This is a genomic window from Streptomyces sp. NBC_01433 (genome assembly GCF_026340105.1).
Classification (GTDB): Bacteria; Actinomycetota; Actinomycetes; order Streptomycetales; family Streptomycetaceae; genus Streptomyces.
Genome location: NZ_JAPEPM010000001.1, coordinates 1654706 through 1674397, shown reverse-complemented (window position 1 = coordinate 1674397; position 19692 = coordinate 1654706). Strand labels below are relative to the sequence as shown.

14 protein-coding genes are annotated in these 19692 nt (G+C 71.9%); 11 read left to right on the top strand and 3 right to left on the bottom strand.

Going from position 1 to position 19692, the window contains the following annotated elements; translation table 11 throughout:
• Positions 1 to 21: 21 nt before the first annotated feature.
• Entirely contained in the window at positions 22 to 1107 is a 1086-nt protein-coding gene (locus OG413_RS07405) for a glycosyltransferase (protein ID WP_266803657.1), read from the bottom strand.
• 354 nt (positions 1108 to 1461) lie between these two features.
• On the opposite strand from OG413_RS07405, the gene OG413_RS07400 reads away from it, so the two are divergent.
• The 9 genes from OG413_RS07400 to OG413_RS07360 all read left to right on the top strand — a co-directional run bounded on the left by OG413_RS07400 (position 1462) and on the right by OG413_RS07360 (position 14599).
• Positions 1462 to 3846, top strand: a complete 2385-nt coding sequence (locus tag OG413_RS07400) for an FG-GAP-like repeat-containing protein (RefSeq protein ID WP_266803655.1) — start codon at positions 1462 to 1464, stop codon at positions 3844 to 3846.
• A gap of 237 nt (positions 3847 to 4083) precedes the next feature.
• The gene (locus OG413_RS07395; RefSeq protein WP_266803653.1) at positions 4084 to 4878 is read left to right on the top strand and encodes a TIGR03084 family metal-binding protein; all 795 of its coding nucleotides are present in this window, start codon (positions 4084 to 4086) and stop codon (positions 4876 to 4878) included.
• Complete coding sequence (locus OG413_RS07390) at positions 4878 to 6635, top strand: acyclic terpene utilization AtuA family protein (RefSeq protein WP_266803651.1); 1758 nt, start codon at positions 4878 to 4880, stop codon at positions 6633 to 6635. The genes OG413_RS07395 and OG413_RS07390 overlap by 1 nt, the downstream gene beginning before the upstream one ends.
• Positions 6632 to 8230: an acyl-CoA carboxylase subunit beta gene (locus tag OG413_RS07385; RefSeq protein WP_266803649.1), complete on the top strand. Its 1599-nt coding sequence runs from the start codon at positions 6632 to 6634 to the stop codon at positions 8228 to 8230. The genes OG413_RS07390 and OG413_RS07385 overlap by 4 nt, the downstream gene beginning before the upstream one ends.
• A gap of 8 nt (positions 8231 to 8238) precedes the next feature.
• Positions 8239 to 10239, top strand: a complete 2001-nt coding sequence (locus tag OG413_RS07380) for a biotin carboxylase N-terminal domain-containing protein (protein ID WP_266803647.1) — start codon at positions 8239 to 8241, stop codon at positions 10237 to 10239.
• Positions 10236 to 11408 (top strand): acyl-CoA dehydrogenase family protein, encoded by a 1173-nt coding sequence (locus tag OG413_RS07375; RefSeq protein WP_266803645.1) that lies wholly within the window; start codon positions 10236 to 10238, stop codon positions 11406 to 11408. The genes OG413_RS07380 and OG413_RS07375 overlap by 4 nt, the downstream gene beginning before the upstream one ends.
• A gap of 280 nt (positions 11409 to 11688) precedes the next feature.
• Positions 11689 to 13275: a 4-coumarate--CoA ligase family protein gene (locus tag OG413_RS07370; RefSeq protein ID WP_266809961.1), complete on the top strand. Its 1587-nt coding sequence runs from the start codon at positions 11689 to 11691 to the stop codon at positions 13273 to 13275.
• Positions 13272 to 14015, top strand: coding sequence for an enoyl-CoA hydratase family protein (locus OG413_RS07365; protein WP_266803643.1), 744 nt, complete (start codon positions 13272 to 13274; stop codon positions 14013 to 14015). The genes OG413_RS07370 and OG413_RS07365 overlap by 4 nt, the downstream gene beginning before the upstream one ends.
• The gene (locus tag OG413_RS07360; RefSeq protein WP_266803641.1) at positions 14003 to 14599 is read left to right on the top strand and encodes a TetR/AcrR family transcriptional regulator; all 597 of its coding nucleotides are present in this window, start codon (positions 14003 to 14005) and stop codon (positions 14597 to 14599) included. The genes OG413_RS07365 and OG413_RS07360 overlap by 13 nt, the downstream gene beginning before the upstream one ends.
• Before the next feature lie 22 nt (positions 14600 to 14621).
• On the opposite strand, the gene OG413_RS07355 is transcribed toward OG413_RS07360, so the two are convergent.
• Positions 14622 to 15731, bottom strand: a complete 1110-nt coding sequence (locus tag OG413_RS07355) for a citrate synthase 2 (protein WP_266803639.1) — start codon at positions 15729 to 15731, stop codon at positions 14622 to 14624.
• Between the two features lie 282 nt (positions 15732 to 16013).
• On the opposite strand from OG413_RS07355, the gene pdxH reads away from it, so the two are divergent.
• Positions 16014 to 16688, top strand: coding sequence for a pyridoxamine 5'-phosphate oxidase (gene pdxH, locus OG413_RS07350; protein WP_266809960.1), 675 nt, complete (start codon positions 16014 to 16016; stop codon positions 16686 to 16688).
• A 539-nt stretch (positions 16689 to 17227) separates the two neighbouring features.
• Positions 17228 to 18664: a PAS domain-containing protein gene (locus tag OG413_RS07345; RefSeq protein WP_266803637.1), complete on the top strand. Its 1437-nt coding sequence runs from the start codon at positions 17228 to 17230 to the stop codon at positions 18662 to 18664.
• A gap of 96 nt (positions 18665 to 18760) precedes the next feature.
• Here the strand turns inward: OG413_RS07345 and OG413_RS07340 are convergent, their stop codons facing one another.
• The gene (locus OG413_RS07340; RefSeq protein WP_266803635.1) at positions 18761 to 19516 is read right to left on the bottom strand and encodes an SIS domain-containing protein; all 756 of its coding nucleotides are present in this window, start codon (positions 19514 to 19516) and stop codon (positions 18761 to 18763) included.
• Positions 19517 to 19692 lie beyond the last annotated feature (176 nt).

Below are 19692 nucleotides of genomic sequence, written 5' to 3'. Positions count from 1 at the left end.
GCCGGACCTGTCCCGACCGAATTAGTCCGGCGAACCCATGCGGTCGGCGCGCCGGCCGTTGTGGGAAGCGGCCTTCGGCTCCACCTGAGTGTTCGTCTCCGGCGGCACCGGGAAGTGCCTCAGCAACTCCTCCATCCAGGCGGCCGGATGCGTGGCCGTCGCCGCGCCGCCCGGGAGGGCGCGTGCGCCGCGGATGCCCTCGATCAGCGCCGCGGTCGCGGCCTTGGCGGTGTAGCGGTCGGCCACCCACTGGCGGCCCGCCTGCCGCACCTCCTCCTGGTCGGGCAGTTCGAGCAGTTCGAGAGCCTTATCGGCCAGCTGATCCGTTTCGAGCTCCGGAATCCGCCACGCGGACGGCGATTCGAACAATTCCGCTCCGCCGCCACCGGCGTAACCGGTCACCAGGCAGCCGCCGGCCATCGCCTCGGCCGGTGGCAGTCCGAAGCCCTCGCCCTCGGGCGCTCCCAGTGCGATGAACACCGACGTGTCCGACAGCACGCGAGCGACTTCCTCATGGGGAACCGCGTGGATGTCGTACAGCTCGACGTCGTGGGACCGCGGGTCGGCGTGGAGCAGGCGGTGGAGCAGCGTGCTTTCGATCGGACGCTTGCGGGACATCCACGCGATGCGCCGGACCCGCCGGGTCGTTGCCGGGCGGAACAGCTCGGTGTCAATGATGTTCGGCACCAGGTGCGGTTCGAACTCGGGCAGGGCGCGGCGAAGCATGTCGACGCCCGCCTGCGAGATCACCCACAGTGCCGGGCGTTCCGACCAGCCCGGATACGGGCCGACGCCGGGGCAGGTCAGGAAGTTGACGTAGTGCCCCTGCGAGTAGATGACCTTGTGTCCGCCGGGCGCCGGGTCGTGGTCCGGGACCACGCTGACCTCGTGCAGCACGAGTACGTCCTCGGGCCCGAGATCCAGGGTCATGCCGGACAGCGTCGGCACATCGTCGTCGAACCACGTGTAGCGGAACCCCGGCGTGGGTGTCCAGCGGTACGCCTCGACACCGATGTCCCGCAGCAGCGAGATCTGTTGGTTCAGCACGCGAATGCCGCCCACCGGGAACTGGAACTCGAACGACGCGTAGATCACTCGACCGGTCACGGTACCTCCATGAGAGACAACGTCCGGTGAGACCAACCAGGGGGAGTCCCTGTGCATTCCTCCACCGCACGTGACGAGTTGGCTGTGCCGATGTGTCAGAGGCCCTGATCCGCACGGCGGTTGGCGTACGGGAGCGGCGGTCAACGGGCGGCGGGAGAACGGCCCGATACGTCCGGCCCGCGGCATAAAGGCTGGCTCACGACAGCGCGCCGGTGGTCTAATCAGCGGCGCTCCGTCGGGTCGAACGTATGCCCTATCGAGAGCCGGGGGGCGGTCTCTTCACGGCGGAGCGATGTGCGCCCGTAGATCACGGGCGCATTCTCCCGTCCAGTGACAAGGGGCATGAGCAGCCGGATGAAGAAACCTTTTGGCATAATAAGCGCCGCTGTTGTGTGCGCTCTGCTCGGTCTGCACGCCGGTACCGGCAGTGCGGGCGCCGTGGCGAAACAGGGCCCACAGGTGGGCGTCGAGTCCACCGTGAGCGTCGGCGGCACCGGCTCGGACCGTGCGTGTACTGACAACTGCCCGGCCGGTGTGGAGCCCAGTGCCGCCTCGCCGCGCGGCGGTGAAGCCGTAGACGGGACGCGGATCGCGGCCGGAACCACGCTCTTCCCCGGAGAGAGCCTGCGCTCCGAGAGCGTACGGATGACGATGCGGACCGACGGCAATCTCGTCATCGTCTCGGGTGCGGGGACCACGGTGTGGTCCACCGACACCGCGGGCAACCCCGGTGCCACCGCCCGGTTCGACGACACCGGCAATCTCCGCGTCCTCGATGACGACGACACGACCGTCCTGTGGGAGTCGGGTACCTCCGCTCCCGACGGCGAGGCCGTCCTCCAGGACCGCGGCAACCTCGTCATCTACGACGCGGACGACGCGTCGCAGTGGACCAGCGGCACCTCCGCCCGCCACGACTACAACCGAGACGGCCGCAGCGACCTGGTGGCCTGGTACGACTACGCCGAGGCAGCCGGGCAGACGGACGGCGACGACGCCCTGCACGTCTTCCCCGCCGGTGCGGACGGTGCCCTGCTCGAACCCGGTAAGGCATGGAAGACGGATCCCGGCAACTACTGGGCCGAGCACATGAAGCGCCTCACCGGTGACTTCAACGGTGACGGTACGGGTGACGTCGCCGCGTTCTACGGCTACGACGACGGGAAGGTCAAGCTCTGGACCTGGCTCGGCAAGGGCGACGGCACCTTCGCCGAACCCTTCTCCTCCTGGTCCGTGGCTCCCAAGATGTGGTGGTTCGACGCCATGACCGCCGAGGCCGGTGACTTCAACGGTGACGGCCGTGACGACCTCGCCGTTTGGTACAACTACAGCAACGGCGACGACAAGCTCTTCACCTTCCTCTCCAACGCCAAGGGCGGTTTCGCCGAGCCCTTCTCGTCCTTCGAGCGCACCGCCGCCGACGGATGGGACGTCGCGCGCATGAAGTTCGCCACCGGTGACTACAACGGTGACGGCCGTGACGACCTCGGTGCCCTGTACGGCTACGCCTCCGGCACCGTGACGCTGATGTCCTTCACCAGCAGGCCCGACGGCGGGTTCAACGAGGTCGTCCGCGGCTGGGAGGCCACCAGCGGCTGGACGTTCAGCCGGGCGACCATGCACTCCGGTGATTTCGACGGCGACGGCCGCGACGACCTCGCCGCCTGGTACGACTACAGCGACGGTCACGATGCCCTGATCGCCTTCACCCTCGGCGCCGACGGGGCGTTCGGCAACCGCCGCGAGATCCTGAACAGGCCGGCGGGCTGGTACGAGCGGTCCCGCATGAAGATCGTCACCGGTGACTACAACGGGGACGGCCGCGACGACCTCGCCGCTCTCTACGGATACAGCGACCTGCGGGTGAAGACCGTGAAGACCATCACCTTCACCGCCGGGGCCGACGGCATTCTTGAGGGCGACCTGCACGGCTGGGAAGACCTCACCGGCTGGAACTTCGACAGGGCGCACCTGATCGAGCGCCACTCGGAGGGGCTGCCCGTCTGCCCGACGATCTTCGGACACGGCGGCTACCCCACCGGGCCGGACGCCGGGAAGCGCGACCAGATCCGTCAGCCGAACCATCCCATGGGCCTCGCACAGCAGAAGAGCTGGGGAGCGGGCGGTGTGGAGGCCGACCTCCAGCTCACCAGGGACGGCACCAAGGGCGTGATGTGGCACAACGCCTCGACCAGGGGACTGACGGGCACCAGTGCGAAAATCACGGACCTCTGGTGGGCCACCGGTGCCGACCAGCTCAAGGGCCGCACGATCGACCGGGGCCCGTACGCGGGGGAGACCGTGTACACCTTCCGTGAGTGGCTCGACAGCGCCAAGGCCCAGAAGATGGCCGCCTATGTGGAGCTCAAGGGCGAGGCCGGCCAGTCACTCCTCAACACCGACGCGTCGATCCGCGAGGCCGCGTGGAAGGAAGTCATCGATCCCATCAAGGACCGCATCTCCGCGCAGAAGATCATGATCTATACGGCGGCCAAGAACACCGATCTGGTCGTCGAGCTCAAGAAGCGCATCGCGGCGGCCGGTCTTGGTGCCACGCTCAACAACCGCCCCTACTGGGTCGACGGTATCGGCTGGGAGGAGCCCTCTCCGCCGGTCTCGGGCAACTATGCCTCCTGGCTGGACAGGCTGACCCGGAACGGGCTCCCGACCACCTCGGTGCCGATGGCCACCACCTGGCCGAAGGAGTTCGCGTCCTGGCTGGACGGACGGTGCATCTGACGCTCTGGGCGCGTGCGGGGGGCGGCGGTGCTGCCGTCCCCCGCATGTCCTCGCCGGCGCGACCCGGCGCGACCCGGCACGATCCGACAGCACCCGGCGCGACCCGGCCGTCGGCACGGCCCGGCGGACATCGAGGACACCCGGGCGGGGAATCTGAAAATCATGCAAGCGTGCTTGATTGTTTCCCGGCCCGCTGCCATGCTCCTGGGCACCACACCCGGTCCCGAGGGGGCGCACGTGTTCGACGCCGTAGCCGTGATCGACGATCTGCGCGAGGAGAGCGACGAACTCGACCGGCTGGTGCGCGGGTTGAGCGTCGAGCGGTGGGCCGTTCCGACGCCCGCCGAGGGGTGGACCGTCGCCCATCAGATCGCCCACCTCAGCTGGACCGACGACGTCGCCCTGGTCGCCGCGACCGAGCCGGACCGGTTCGCCGACGAGGTGGCGAAGGCGCTGGAACGCCCGGACTCCTTCGTCGACGAGGCCGCCGGTGAGCTGGTGGCCGCCCACGGCCCGGACGCGCTGCTCGCCCGGTGGCGGGCGGGACGGCAGCGGCTCCAGGAGGTGCTGCGCGCCGCCCCCGCCGGGAGCCGTTTCCCCTGGTACGGGCCGCCCATGGGCGTCGCATCGATGGCCACCGCCCGGATCATGGAGACCTGGGCGCACGGGCAGGACATCGCCGACGCCCTCGGTGTCACCCGGACCCCGACCGCCCGGCTGCGGCACGTGGCGCGGATCGGGGTGCGGGCCCGTGACTACGCCTACGCGGTACGGGGGATCAAGCCGTCGGAGGAGGAGTTCCGGGTGGAACTGACGTCACCGGACGGTGAGTTGATCACTTACGGCCCCGAGGGTGCCCCGCAGCGCGTCACCGGGCCGCTCCTCGACTTCTGCCTTCTGGTCACCCAGCGCACCCACCGCGACGACCTCGCCGTCACCGCCACCGGGCCCGACGCCGAACAGTGGCTGGACATCGCCCAGGCGTTCGCTGGGCCCGCCGGTCCCGGCCGCGCGCCCCGACGGGCCCGCTGATGGAACCCCTGCGGATCGGCAACGCCTCCGGGTTCTACGGCGACCGCTTCGACGCCGTACGCGACATGCTCACCGGTGGCCCCCTCGATGTCCTCACCGGCGACTATCTCGCCGAGCTGACCATGCTCATCCTCGGGCGCGCCCGCCTGAAGGACCCGCAGCGCGGATACGCCACCACCTTCCTGCGCCAGCTCGAAGAGGGGCTCGGGCTCGCCCACGAGCGCGGGGTGAAGATCGTCGCCAACGCCGGGGGGCTCAACCCCGCCGGACTGGCCGCCGCCGTGCGGGAGTTGGCCGACAACGTGGGCGTGCCCGTGCGCGTCGCCCATGTCGAGGGCGACAGCCTGCCCGTGCCCGGCGGATTCCTCACCGCCAACGCCTACCTCGGCGGCGCGGGCATCGCCGCCTGTCTGCGCGCCGGGGCCGACGTCGTCGTCACCGGGCGGGTCACCGACGCCGCCCTCGTCACCGGACCCGCCGCCGCCCACTTCGGCTGGGGACCGGACGACCTCGACGCGCTCGCCGGGGCCGTCGTCGCGGGGCACGTCCTGGAGTGCGGCACCCAGGCCACCGGCGGCAACTACGCGTTCTTCGGCGAGCACGACGTGCGCCGCCCCGGCTTCCCGCTCGCCGAGATCCACGCCGACGGATCGTCCGTCATCACCAAACACGACGGTACGGGCGGCGTCGTCGACGTCGGCACGGTGACCGCGCAACTCCTGTACGAGACCGGGGGAGCCCGGTACGCCGGGCCCGACGTCACCGCCCGGCTCGACACCGTACGGCTCACCCAGGACGGGCCGGACCGGGTCCGCGTCCACGGGGTGCGGGGCGAGGCCCCGCCGCCCACGCTCAAGGCCGGGCTCAACCGGCTCGGCGGCTGGCGCAACGAGGTCGTCTTCGTGCTCACCGGTCTCGACATCGAGGCCAAGGCGCGGCTCGTGCGGGAGCAGTTCGAGGACGCCCTGGACCGGGGCGGACGCCGGCCGGCCGAGGTGCGCTGGGAGCTGGCCCGTACCGACCGGCCCGACGCGCCCACCGAGGAGACCGCCAGCGCCCTGCTCCGGCTCGTCGTGCGCGACCAGGACGCCGCCACCGTCGGGCGTGCCGTCTCCGGCGCCGCCGTGGAGCTGGCACTCGGCAGCTACCCCGGCTTCCATGTCACCGCCCCGCCCGGAAAGGGCGCGCCCTACGGGGTGTTCGAGGCCCTGTACGTACCGGCCGGGGACGTCCCGCACATCGCCGTCCTGCCGGACGGGGCGCGGGAAGCCGTGCCGCCCGCCCCCGTCACCCGCGTACTGGAGGATCTCCCGGACGCCCCGGAGCTTCCCGAGCCCCTGCCGCCGGGCCCCACCCGCATCGCCCCCCTCGGGCGGGTCGCGGGCGCCCGCAGCGGGGACAAGGGCGGCGACGCCAACGTGGGGGTGTGGGTGCGCACCGACGACGTGTGGCGCTGGCTCGCCCATGAGCTGACCGTCGAGCGGTTCCGGGAGCTGCTGCCGGAGACCGCCGGACTCACCGTCGTACGCCATGTCCTGCCGAACCTGCGCGCCCTGAACTTCACCGTCCGGGGCCTGCTGGGCGAGGGCGTCGCCGCGCAGGCCCGCTTCGACCCGCAGGCCAAGGCGGTGGGGGAGTGGCTGCGGTCCCGGTGCCTCCCGATTCCCGTCACTCTGCTCACCCTTCCCGAGTCCGAAGCCGCAGCCGGACCCGAAAACGAGCCCGAGTCCGCCCCCGCACCGGAGGTGACCGCATGACCGTCCTGCCCACCGGGCTCGACACCGCCGGACCCGAATACGCCGCGAACCGCGAGGTGATGCTCGCCAAGCTCGCCGAGCTGGACACCGAGCACGCCAAGGCCCTCGCGGGCGGCGGCGAGAAGTACCTCGCACGGCACCACAAGCGCGGCAAGCTCCTGGCCCGGGAGCGGATCGAGCTGCTCCTCGACCCGGACACCCCGTTCCTGGAGCTGTCGCCGCTCGCCGCCTGGGGGAGCGACTTCGCGGTGGGCGCCTCGCTCGTCACGGGGATCGGGGTGGTGTCGGGCGTCGAGTGCCTGATCACCGCGAACGACCCGACCGTACGCGGCGGCGCGTCGAACCCCTGGACGCTGAAGAAGGCCCTGCGCGCCAACGAGATCGCCTTCGCCAACCGGCTGCCCTGCGTCAGCCTGGTGGAGTCGGGGGGCGCGGACCTGCCGTCCCAGAAGGAGATCTTCATCCCCGGCGGGGCGCTGTTCCGCGACATCACCCGGCTCTCCGCCGCCGGAATCCCCACCGTCGCCGTCGTCTTCGGGAACTCGACCGCCGGAGGCGCGTACGTCCCCGGCATGTCCGACCACACCGTCATGATCAAGGAGCAGTCCAAGGTCTTCCTCGGCGGACCGCCGCTGGTGAAGATGGCCACCGGCGAGGAGAGCGACGACGAATCGCTCGGCGGCGCCGAGATGCACGCCCGTACGTCCGGGCTGGCCGATCACTACGCCGTGGACGAGCACGACGCGCTGCGGCAGGCCCGCCGGATCGTCGCCCGGCTCAACTGGCGCAAGGCGCACCCCGATCCGGGTCCCGCCGAGCCGCCCGCGTACGACGAGGACGAGCTGATCGGGATCGTGCCGGGGGACCTGAAGGTGCCGTTCGACCCGCGCGAGGTCATCGCCCGGATCGTGGACGGCTCGGACTTCGACGCGTTCAAGCCGCTGTACGGGACCAGCCTGGTCACCGGGTGGGCCACGCTGCACGGCTATCCCGTCGGCATCCTCGCCAACGCGCAGGGCGTGCTGTTCAGCGAGGAGTCGCAGAAGGCCGCCCAGTTCATCCAACTCGCCAACCAGCGCGACATCCCGCTCCTCTTCCTGCACAACACCACCGGCTACATGGTCGGCAAGGAGTACGAGCAGGGCGGCATCATCAAGCACGGCGCGATGATGATCAACGCGGTGGCGAACTCGAAGGTCCCGCACCTGTCGGTGCTGATGGGCTCCTCCTACGGGGCCGGGCACTACGGCATGTGCGGCCGCGCCTACGACCCCCGCTTCCTCTTCGCCTGGCCCGGCAGCAAGTCCGCCGTCATGGGACCCCAGCAGCTCGCGGGCGTCCTGTCGATCGTCGCCCGCGCCTCCGCCGCCGCGAAGGGGCTGCCGTACGACGACGAGGCCGACGCCGGGCTGCGCGCCATGGTGGAGCGGCAGATCGAGTCGGAGTCGCTGCCGATGTTCCTCTCCGGGCGGCTGTACGACGACGGGGTCATCGACCCGCGCGACACCAGGACCGTCCTCGGGATGTGCCTGTCCGCGATCCATACCGCACCGGTCGAGGGCGTCCGTGGCGGCTTCGGCGTATTCCGGATGTGAGGCCCCAGATGATCACCACTCTGCTCGTCGCCAACCGGGGCGAGATCGCCTGCCGGATCTTCCGTACCTGCCGCGCCCTGGGCATCACCGGCGCCGCCGTGTACTCGGACGCCGACGCGGACGCCCTGCACGTCCGCGAGGCCGACCTCGCCGTGCGGCTGCCGGGGGCCGCCCCGTCGGACACCTATCTGCGCGGCGATCTCCTCGTGGCCGCCGCGCTGGCGGCGGGCGCCGACGCGGTGCATCCCGGGTACGGCTTCCTCTCCGAGAACGCCGCCTTTGCCGCCGCCGTCCAGGACGCCGGGCTCCGCTGGGTCGGGCCACCGGTCAAGGCCATCGAGCTGATGGCGTCCAAGACCCGCGCCAAGGAACTGATGGGGGCGGCCGGGGTCCCGCTGCTGGCACCCCTGGACACCGGGAGCGTGACCGCCGCCGATCTGCCGCTGCTGCTGAAGGCCGCGTCGGGCGGGGGCGGGCGCGGTATGCGCGTCGTACGGGAACTGGGCTCGCTGGAGGCAGAGTTGACGGCCGCTTCCGCCGAGGCGGCGGCGGCCTTCGGGGACGGGGAGGTGTTCGCCGAGCCGTACGTGGAGCGCGGCCGGCATGTCGAAGTGCAGGTCATGGCGGACGGCCACGGCACCGTCTGGGCGCTCGGCACCCGGGACTGCTCGCTCCAGCGCCGCCACCAGAAGGTCATCGAGGAGGCCCCCGCGCCCGGTCTGGACGACGCGGTGCGGGCCCGGCTGCACGAGTCCGCCGTCGCCGCCGCGCGGGCGGTCGGATACGCGGGGGCCGGCACCGTCGAGTTCCTGCTCTCGGCCGAGGGGCGCCCGTACTTCCTGGAGATGAACACCCGGCTCCAGGTCGAACACCCGGTGACGGAAGCGGTGTTCGGGCTCGACCTGGTCGCGCTGCAACTGCGGATCGCGGAGGGGGAGCCGCTGCCCGCCGCCGGGCCGCCGCAGCCCGAGGGGCACGCCGTCGAGGCCCGGCTCTATGCCGAGGACCCCGCGCGTGACTGGCGACCACAGACCGGAGCACTGCTCACGCTCACGGTGCCGGAGGAGCCCGGACTGCGCCTGGACACCGGGTACACCGGCGGTGACACCATCGGCGTGCACTACGACCCGATGCTCGCCAAGGTCATCGCCCACGCGCCCACCCGCACCGAAGCGGTGCGCCTGCTCGCCCGCGCCCTGGAGCGCGCCCGTGTTCACGGCCCGGTCACCAACCGCGATCTGCTCGTACGGTCCCTGCGCCACCCGGACTTCGTCGCGGGCCGCGTGGACACCGGCTTCTACGACCGGCACCTGGCGGACCTCACCGCCCCGGCGGACGGCGACCGGGCCCGTGCCGCCCTCGCCGCCCTTGCCGCAGCCCTCGCGGACGCCGTACGTCACCGGTCCGCCGCCGCCCCGGCCGCCCACGTCCCCGCCCCGGCCGCCTCCGTCCCCGGCCCCGTCCGCTTCGGTGCCTGGCGCAACGTCACCTCGCAGCCGCAGACCAAGCGCTACCGCAGCGAACCCGACGGAGCCGAGCACACTGTCGCCTACCGCACCACCCGAGGCGGCCCGGTCCCGTACGACGCCCCCGGCATCCGGGTCCTCGCCGCCCGCCCCGACCGCGTCACCCTCGAAACCGACGGCGTCACCCGCCACTTCGACATCGCCGTCCACCGCGACCGGGTGTACGTGGACGGAGCCACCGGCTCGTACACCTTCACCGCCCTGCCCCGCTTCACCGACCCGAGCGCGCAGAGCGAACCCGGCTCGTTGCTCGCCCCGATGCCCGGCACCGTCGTGCGCCTCGCGGACGGGCTGGCCCAAGGCGCCGCCGTCGAGGCCGGACAGCCGCTGATCTGGCTGGAGGCGATGAAGATGGAGCACCGCATCCTCGCCCCCGCCACCGGCACGCTCACCGCACTGCACGCCGCCCCCGGCCGCCAGGTCGAGGTCGGAGCCCTGCTCGCCGTCGTCACCGAACCCGCCGCACCGGAGGAGAACGTATGAGCACCGTCCTCGAAACCGAAGAGCACCGGGCGCTGCGCGCGGCCGTCGCCGCCCTCGGCAAGCGCTACGGGCGCGACTACATGACCTCCGTGATCCGCGAGGGCGGCCACCCCCGCGAGCTGTGGGCCGAGGCCGCCGAGCTCGGCTACCTCGGGGTGAACCTGCCGGAGGAGTACGGCGGCGGTGGCGGTGGCATGGCCGAACTCTCCATCGTGCTGGAGGAGTTGGGTGCCATGGGCTCACCGCTCCTGATGATGGTCGTCTCGCCCGCGATCTGCGGCACCGTCATCGCCCGCTTCGGCACCGAGGCGCAGAAGCGGCAGTGGCTCCCCGGTCTGGCCGACGGCAGCCTCACCATGGCCTTCGGCATCACCGAGCCGGACGCCGGTTCCAACTCGCACCGCATCACCACCACCGCCCGCCGTGACGGCACGGGACCCGACGCCGACTGGCTGCTCACCGGCCGCAAGGTCTTCGTCTCCGGCGTCGACATCGCCGACGCCACCCTGATCGTCGGCCGCACCGAGGACGCCAGGTCCGGCACGCTCAAGCCCTGCCTCTTCATCGTGCCGCGCGAGGCCCCGGGCTTCGGTCGCTCGCAGATCGACATGGAACTCCAGGCGCCGGAGAAGCAGTTCGAGCTGGTCCTGGACGACGTACGGCTGCCCGCCGACGCGCTCGTCGGGGACGAGGACGCCGGACTGCTCCAGCTGTTCGCCGGGCTGAACCCCGAACGCGTGATGACCGCCGCGTTCGCCATCGGCATGGGGCGCTACGCGCTGGGCAGGGCCGTCGAGTACGCCAGGACCCGCCAGGTGTGGAAGGCCCCCATCGGATCCCACCAGGCCATCGCGCACCCGCTCGCCATCGCCCACATCGAGCTGGAACTGGCCCGGCTGATGATGCAGAAGGCCGCCGGGCTGTGCGACGCGGGCGACGACGTCGGCGCGGGCGAGGCCGCCAACATGGCCAAGTACGCGGCCGGTGAGGCGTGCGTGAAGGCCGTCGACCAGGCCGTCCACACCCTCGGTGGCAACGGCCTCACCCGCGAGTACGGGCTCGCCTCGCTGATCACGGCGTCCCGGGTGGCCCGGATCGCCCCGGTCAGCCGCGAGATGATCCTGAACTACGTGTCCCACCAGTCGCTGGGACTGCCCAAGTCGTACTGACGGGCCCGCTCCGGCGAAGGTGTTCGGTCCAAGGTCTCCCCAACCCTGCCGGCAGAGGCGATTCTGTCTCCCGTCAGACCCGACGCGCCCGACCCACCCGGCTTACCCGTCCGACCCGGCAGACGCGACTTACCCGTCTCACCCGTCCGACCCGTCAGACGTGACTTACCCGCCCCACCTGCCCCACCCGACCCACCACATCCGCACGGCGCCCCTCGCCATCGTCATCGCCATCGGCAGGGGCGCCGGTCCGGCCACACCGCGACAACAGGGGACTGCCATGGTGTTCCGCAGCGAGTACGCAGATGTCCAGGCCCTCGACACACCCATCCACGAAGCGGTCCTCGGGAGGGCCGCGGAGTTCGGTGACACCGTCGCCCTCATCGACGGGACGAACGGCGCCACCCTCACGTACGCCCAGCTCGACGGCTTCCACCGGGGGATCGCCGCCGCCCTCGCCGAGGCCGGACTCCGCAAGGGCGACGTGCTGGCCCTGCACAGCCCCAACACGATCGCCTACCCCGCCGTCTTCTACGGGGCCACGCGCGCCGGAGCCTCCGTCACCACGGTCCATCCACTCGCCACGGCCGAGGAGTTCGCCAAACAGCTCGGCGACTCCGGGGCCCGCTGGATCGTCTCCGTGTCCCCGCTCCTCGAATCCGCCCGCCGGGCCGCCGAACTCGTCGGCGGCATCCAGGAGATCTTCGTCTGCGACCGGGCCGAGGGCCACCGCTCCGTACAGGACATGGCGGCCTCCACCGCCCCCGAGCCGCGGATCACGTTCGACCCCGCCGAGGACGTGGCCGCCCTCCCGTACTCCTCGGGCACCACCGGCACTCCCAAGGGCGTCATGCTCACGCACCGCTCCATCGCGACCAACCTGGAGCAGCTGAAGCCGTTCGTCCCCACCGGCCCCGGAGACCGCATCCTGGCCGTGCTTCCCTTCTTCCACATATATGGCCTCACGGCCCTGATGAACGCCCCGCTGCGCTGCGGTTCCACCGTCGTCGTGCTGCCCCGCTTCGACCTCGCGCAGTTCCTCTCCGTGATCGAGAAGCACCGGATCACCGGCCTGTTCGTGGCCCCGCCGATCGTCCTGGCCCTGGCCAAGCACCCCGCTGTGGACCAGCACGACCTGTCGTCGCTCGAATACATCATCAGCGCCGCCGCCCCGCTGGACGCCGCGCTCGCCACCGCCTGCGCCGACCGCCTGGGACTGCCCGTCCGCCAGGCGTACGGGATGACGGAACTGTCGCCCGGCACCCATGTGGTGCCGCTGTCCGCCGAGCACCCGCCGCCCGGCGCGGTCGGCAAGCTGCTGCCCAGCACCGAGATGCGGATCGTGTCGCTGGAGGACCCCGGCAAGGACGCGGACACCGGCACGGACGGCGAGGTCCTCATCCGGGGCCCGCAGGTGATGAAGGGCTACCTCGGCCGCCCCGAGGCCACCGCTGAGATGATCGACGCGGACGGCTGGGTGCACACCGGCGACATCGGCCGCGTCGACGCCGACGGCTGGCTGTTCGTGGTCGACCGGGTCAAGGAACTCATCAAGTACAAGGGCTACCAGGTCGCCCCCGCCGAACTGGAGGCCCTGCTGCTGGGCCACGAACACCTCGCGGACGCGGCCGTCATCGGGGTGTACGACGAGGAGGGCAACGAGGTCCCCAAGGCGTACCTGGTGCGCGGTGCGTCCGCCGCCTCGGAGGCCCTGACCGCCGAGGACGTCATGGCGTACGTCGCCGAGCGCGTCGCCCCGTACAAGAAGGTCAGGCGGGCCGAGTTCATCGCCGCCGTACCGCGCGCGACCTCGGGGAAGATCCTCAGGCGTGAACTGCGCGACCGCGAGAAGGGAACGTCCGCATGACCTTCGGGGCCCTCTCCGAGCCCACCCACGACCGGGGCGTCACCACCCTCGCCCTGGACTCACCGGCGAACCGCAACGCGCTCTCCGCGCGGCTCGTCTCCGAGCTGTCCACGGCCCTCGACGCCTGCGCGGCCGACGACTCCGTACGCGCGGTCGTCCTCACCCACACCGGCAACACCTTCTGCGCGGGCGCCGACCTCACCTCCCCGCCCGACCCCGGGGCGTTCGTCGCCCTGATGCGGCGGGTCGTCGCACTGCCCAAACCCGTCGTCGCCAGGGTCACCGGACATGTCCGGGCGGGCGGCCTCGGCCTGCTGGCCGCCTGCGACATCTCGGTGGCCGGTCCCGCCGCGAGCTTCGCGCTCACCGAGTCCCGGCTCGGCCTCGCCCCCACCGTCATCTCCCTCACCCTGCTGCCCCGCCTGGACCCGGCCGCCGCGAGCCGCTACTGCCTCACCGGAGAACGCTTCGACGCCCCCGAAGCCGCCCGGACCGGGCTCGTCACCCTGGCGGCCGAGGACGTGGACAAGGCGCTCGTACCCGTACTGGACGGACTGCGCAGGGCCTCGCCACAGGGGCTGACGGCATCGAAGGAGCTGCTCACGGCTACGGTTCTGAAGAGCTTCGACCAGCACGCCGAAGACCTCATCGCCCGCTCGGCGGCGCTCTTCGCCTCCGCCGAGGCACGGGAGGGGATGACGGCCTTCCTCGAACGACGGGACCCCGCATGGGTGTGGTGACACCCCCCAAGACCCCCAACGCCCCCAAACAGGACCGCAGTCGGGCCACCCGGCAGCGGCTCCTGGAAGCGGCGGTCGCCTGCCTCGCCGAACACGGCTGGGCGGGCTCCACCGTCTCCGTCGTCGCCGAACGCGCCGGAGTCTCGCGCGGCGCGGCCCAGCACCACTTCCCGACCCGCGAGGACCTGTTCACCGGAGCCGTCGAATACGTCGCCGAGGAACGCTCCGCCGCCCTGCGCGCCCTGCCCGTCCAGGGCCGCAGCGAGGTCGTCGCGGCCCTGGTCGACCTGTACACCGGCCCGCTCTTCCGAGCCGCGCTCCACCTCTGGGTCGCCGCCTCCAACGAGGAACAACTGCGCCCCCGCGTCACCGAACTCGAAGCCCGCGTGGGCCGCGAGACCCACCGCATCGCCGTCGAACTCCTGGACGCCGACGAGACCCGCCCCGGCGTCCGCGAAACGGTCCAGGGCCTCCTCGACATGGCCCGCGGCCTGGGCCTGGCCAACCTCCTCACCGACGACACGACCCGCCGCACCCGCGTGGTGACCCAGTGGGCGTCGGTACTGGACGAGGCGCTGGGCTGAGGGGGCGCGGGCGCGGCGGCGGTCAGTTCCCCAGGTCCGCCAGCTGGTCGAAACCGGCGATCTCCGCCGGGTTGCGGGTGCCGGGGCCGATGTACGTCGCCGAGGGGCGCACCAGGCGGCCCGTCCGCTTCTGTTCCAGGATGTGCGCCGACCAGCCCGCCGTACGGGCACAGGTGAACATCGACGTGAACATGTGGGCGGGGACCTCCGCGAAGTCCAGCACGATGGCCGCCCAGAACTCCACGTTCGTCGCCAGCACCCGGTCGGGGCGCCGGGCGTGCAGCTCCTCCAGCGCGGCCTTCTCCAGCGCTTCCGCCACCTCGAAGCGCGGTGCGGCCAGCTCCCTGGCCGTGCGGCGCAGGACGCGGGCGCGGGGGTCCTCGGCCCGGTACACGCGGTGTCCGAAGCCCATCAGACGCTCGCCGCGGTCCAGGGCCTGCTTCACGTACGCGGACGCGTCACCGGTGCGTTCGATCTCCTCGATCATGCCGAGGACGCGGGAGGGCGCGCCGCCGTGCAGCGGGCCCGACATGGCGCCCACCGCGCCGGACAGCGCGGCCGCCACGTCGGCGCCGGTGGAGGCGATGACGCGGGCGGTGAACGTGGAGGCGTTCATGCCGTGCTCGGCGGCGGAGGTCCAGTACGCGTCGACGGCCTTGACGTGCTGGGGGTCCGGCTCGCCGCGCCAGCGGATCATGAACCGTTCCACCACGGAGCCCGCCTTGTCGATCTCGCTCTGCGGCACCATCGGCCGACCCTGGCCGCGTGCCGACTGGGCGACGTAGGACAGGGCCATCACGGCGGCCCGCGCCAGATCGTCGCGGGCGGTCGCCTCGTCGATGTCCAGCAGCGGTTTCAGGCCCCACACGGGGGCGAGCATCGCCAGCGCGGACTGCACGTCGACCCGGATGTCACCGGAGTGGACGGGGATCGGGAACGGCTCGGCGGGCGGCAGGCCGGGGTTGAACGCCCCGTCCACCAGCAGACCCCAGACATTGCCGAAGGACACATGGCCGACGAGGTCCTCGATGTCGACCCCGCGGTAACGGAGCGAGCCGCCTTCCTTGTCCGGTTCGGCGATCTCCGTCTCGAAGGCGACGACTCCCTCTAGTCCCGGTACGAAGTCGGACATCAGGCGGCTCCCTCAGTTCGGCGGCGGGCGGTGGCTGTACGAAGGCCGCAGGGGCCTGCCACAAGATATTGGCGGGTTCCCACGATGCGGGGAAGCGTGACATCCGGCACAGGACCTCATTTCGGCGGCCGGCGGTTACCACCCCTCCTCGCCGGGCACACTCGGCCGCTGCGGCAGGATGACCCCGTGCCCACACGAGACGACAAGGCCCCTTCCGCCGCTTCCTCCGCACCCACCTCCGTTCGCGCCCCCGGTTTCGATTGCACCACCGATCCGGCGGCCATGCGCGAGCAGTACCGCTCGGAGCGGTTCGCCGAGCAGGACCTCAGCCCCGATCCGATGGACCAGTTCGCCCGCTGGTTCCGCCAGGTCGCGGCGGGTGGCGTGCTCCACGAGCCGAACGCCATGGTGGTCTCCACGGCCACCCCGGAGGGCCGCCCGTCCTCCCGCACGGTCCTGCTGAAGCGGTACGACGGCCGGGGCTTCGTCTTCTTCACGAACTACGGGTCCCGCAAGGGCCGCGAGCTGGCCGCGAACCCGTACGTCTCGCTGCTCTTCCCCTGGCACCCGCTGGCCCGCCAGGTCATCGTCACCGGCACCGCGGCCCGGGTCTCCCGCGAGGAGACGGTCTCCTACTTCCGCACCCGCCCGCACGGCTCCCAGCTGGGGGCCTGGGCCAGCGCCCAGTCCACGGTCATCGGCTCGCGCCAGGAGCTGGTCACCCGGTACGAGGACCTGGCCGCGCGCTACCCCGAGGGCGAGAAGGTTCCGGCCCCGCCGCACTGGGGCGGCTTCCGCGTCGTCCCGGACACCATCGAGTTCTGGCAGGGCCACGAGAACCGGCTGCACGACCGGCTGCGGTACGTACGCGAGGACGCGGAGAAGGCGGAGGGCGCGGAGGAGCGGGACGCGGAGGCCGGTGGTACGGGGTGGCGGGTGGAGCGGCTCTGCCCGTAGGCCGCCGGTAGACCCGTAGACCCGCAGGCCGCCCGTAGGTCCGTGGCGCCCGCGGCCGGGTCGTCCGGCGCGAGGCGCCCGTACGACCCCGGACACGCAGAAACCCGCAGGCTCTGGTCCCTCCTTGCGGAGGGGCCGGCCGGACTTACCGGCGAGCCTGCGGGTCGGTGACTGCTAGGGATTGGCCGGCGACCGGCCTGCACTGCAAGAGCGCGACGACGGGCGTCAGCCCGCAGTCACCTCACGAGTCCGAAGATAAATCACTTCCGGAACACCTCCTCTCTTGTGTGCCATCAGCTTAGGAAACCCCGTCGGGGGCCTCAACCGATTTAATTCGCGCCGCCGGTGAACTCCTGTCGCAGGGGGAACGCCCGCCCCTGGGTGAACTCCCGCCGCACGGTGGACGGAGCCGGGGGAGCCGCCGGATTTCGGTGAAGTGGATGTGCGCCGGGTCACGTTCCAGTTGAATGGTGTGACGTGCAGCAATGCGTGCGGAAATACGTACGGCAAGGGCCGACACGTCCTGCGGGGGGTACGGAATGAGTGCTTCCAGGAGCAGTGGGACCACCGACGCTCTCGGGCCGGACGAGGGCCCCGGCAGAGAAGCCTCGGGGTCCCCGGAGGCCGGGGCGGTTCCCGGGTCCGAACTGCTCGCGGCACTGCTCGACGGGATGGACGCCGCCCTGTGCGCGTTCGACGCGGGCGGCGCGATCACCCACTGGAACCGCGAGGCCGAGCGGATTCTCGGCTGGACCGCCGAGGAGGCCGTCGGGCGGACCGGGTTCGCGGGCTGGGCCGTGCGCAGGGCCGACGCGGACGAGGTGCAGGGGCGGCTGATGTCCGCCATGGCCGCTCCGGGGCGCCAGGTGCACGAGTTCGCGCTGCTGCGCAAGGACGGCGGCCGGGTTCTCGTACGGACCCAGTCGGCCGGGGTGCGGGGCGCGGACGGGAAGCCGGCCGGGGTCTACTGCGCGTTCAGCGAGGTGCACGCGCAGATCGACCTGGAGCGCTCGATCGCGCTCAGCGAGGCACTGTTCGAGGACGCGTCGTGGGGTGTGGTGCTGGTCGACGTCGATCTGCGGCCCACGGTCGTCAACTCCCACGCGGCACGGGCGCTGGGCGGCGGCCGTACGACGCTGCTGGGGCGCCCGCTGGGCGAACTGGTCGTGCAGGGCGTCGAGGACCTGGAGGGCGCGTTGCAGCACGTGCTCGCCGAGGGGGCGCCGACCGCCCCCACCGAGATCTGGGTGACCCTGCGGACGGCGGAGGGCGACCGGCGGCGCTGCTGGCGCAGCGGATTCCTGCGGCTGGCCTCACCACTGGCCGAGGAGCCCGTGCCCCTGGGCGTGGGCTGGCTGTTCCAGGACGTGACCCGGGCGAAGCTGGCCGAGCAGGACGCGGACCGGGTGCGCTTCCGGGCCAACCAGCTGCACCGGGCCGCGCGGGCGGCGTCCGAGTGCGAGGACCCGATGGAGGCGGCGACGTCGTCGCTGGACTTCGCCCTGGCCGGGTTCGCCGACCATGTACTGGTCGACCTGGTGGCGGGGGAGCGGCTGGTGCGGGCCGCGGCGACGCCGTCCGACGAGCCGGGCCCGTGCCTGCCGGTGTCGGGTGGTGCCGTCCCGGCGCGCTACGGGCCCGGTCACCCGGCCCTCCAGGCGGTGGAGCGCACCGGCTCGGTACGGGCGAGCGCGGGTGCGGCGGGTGCGGCGGACGGGGTGTGGGCGCTGGAGCGGCAGTGGCCCCGGGACTCGGCGCACGCCCTGTGTACGGTGCTCCGGAGCCGGGGCAGGACGCTGGGCGTGGTGACGTTCCTGCGCGCGGCGAACCGGGTCGCGTTCGAACGCCCGGACGTGATGTACGCGGAGAGCGTGGCGGTCCGGGTCGCGTCCGCGGTGGATCTGCACCAGCTGCTGAACGCGGGCGGATCGGACATGGGCGGCGGCACCGGTATTGGTGGCCCGTCCGGGGTGTGAAGGGCGCCCCTGTCGCGCCCCTGTCGCGCCCCTGTCGCGCAGCTCAGGGGCTGCGGGGCGGGGCAGGGGCGCGGCGGACGAACCGGACCCCTTGGTTCAGTGGCGGTAGAAGACCCGGTCCGCGTACTCCGTCATGACCCGGCCGTTCCACTCGTGCCCGCCGTCGACGTTGCCCGACCGCAGCAGCGGCGGCTCGATCCCCCTGGCCACCAGCTCCTCGGCGGCGGCCGCCATCATCGCCTGCATCACCGCACTGGTGACCACCGTCGACGCGGGCGCGAACGGCGCCTCGATGCCGTCCGTCGTCAGTTCGGCGTCGCCGATCGCGATCTTGCTGTCGAGCACGATGTCGCAGTGGTCCCGCAGGAAGCCGCCCGACACATGCCGGGACCGGGTGCCTTCCGTGTACGCGACCGAGGTGACCCCGATGACCTTCAGACCGAGCGCACGGGCGTTCAGCGCCATCTCGACGGGCAGCGCGTTGCGCCCGGACAGCGAGATGATCACGAGTAGGTCGCCGGACGTGGCGGGGCTGGTGTCCAGTACCGCCGAGGCGAGCCCGTCCACCCGCTCCAGCGCGGAGCCGAGCGTGGCGGGCATGACGTCGACGCCCATGGTGCCCGGCACCGTGAGCAGGTTCATCAGGGCGAGCCCGCCCGCCCGGTAGACGACGTCCTGCGCGGCGAGGGAGGAGTGCCCGGCGCCGAAGGCGAAGAGCCGGCCGCCCGCCTCGACGGTGTCGGCGATGGCCGCACCGGCGGCCGCGATGTTGCCGGATTCCTCGTCCCGCACCCGTGTCAGCAGGCCGATCGCTGCGTCGAAGAACTGACCGGCCAGCTTGCTTTCGCTCATCGGGGAGAGCCCTTTCGGCGGGGTGGGATGTCCGTGCCGCCGATCACGTTGCGGTCTGGACCAGCGGCCTGTCAATAGCGCCTGGGCCGCTCCGCCGCATGGTCTTCGGTCCGTGCGGCACGGTTGTCGGCGGTATGCGTCAGAATTGGTGCAGGGCCATCGCACGACGTTTTTCT

What these genes read in the sequence shown, in the direction of transcription:
- OG413_RS07400 (WP_266803655.1), top strand. Translation starts at nt 1,462, where the DNA reads ATGAAGAAACCTTTTGGCATAATAAGCGCCGCTGTTGTGTGCGCTCTG.
- OG413_RS07390 (WP_266803651.1), top strand. Translation starts at nt 4,878, where the DNA reads ATGGAACCCCTGCGGATCGGCAACGCCTCCGGGTTCTACGGCGACCGC.
- OG413_RS07385 (WP_266803649.1), top strand. Translation starts at nt 6,632, where the DNA reads ATGACCGTCCTGCCCACCGGGCTCGACACCGCCGGACCCGAATACGCC.
- OG413_RS07380 (WP_266803647.1), top strand. Translation starts at nt 8,239, where the DNA reads ATGATCACCACTCTGCTCGTCGCCAACCGGGGCGAGATCGCCTGCCGG.
- OG413_RS07375 (WP_266803645.1), top strand. Translation starts at nt 10,236, where the DNA reads ATGAGCACCGTCCTCGAAACCGAAGAGCACCGGGCGCTGCGCGCGGCC.
- OG413_RS07370 (WP_266809961.1), top strand. Translation starts at nt 11,689, where the DNA reads ATGGTGTTCCGCAGCGAGTACGCAGATGTCCAGGCCCTCGACACACCC.
- OG413_RS07365 (WP_266803643.1), top strand. Translation starts at nt 13,272, where the DNA reads ATGACCTTCGGGGCCCTCTCCGAGCCCACCCACGACCGGGGCGTCACC.
- OG413_RS07360 (WP_266803641.1), top strand. Translation starts at nt 14,003, where the DNA reads ATGGGTGTGGTGACACCCCCCAAGACCCCCAACGCCCCCAAACAGGAC.
- OG413_RS07355 (WP_266803639.1), bottom strand. Translation starts at nt 15,731, where the DNA reads ATGTCCGACTTCGTACCGGGACTAGAGGGAGTCGTCGCCTTCGAGACG.
- pdxH (WP_266809960.1), top strand. Translation starts at nt 16,014, where the DNA reads ATGCGCGAGCAGTACCGCTCGGAGCGGTTCGCCGAGCAGGACCTCAGC.
- OG413_RS07345 (WP_266803637.1), top strand. Translation starts at nt 17,228, where the DNA reads ATGAGTGCTTCCAGGAGCAGTGGGACCACCGACGCTCTCGGGCCGGAC.
- OG413_RS07340 (WP_266803635.1), bottom strand. Translation starts at nt 19,516, where the DNA reads ATGAGCGAAAGCAAGCTGGCCGGTCAGTTCTTCGACGCAGCGATCGGC.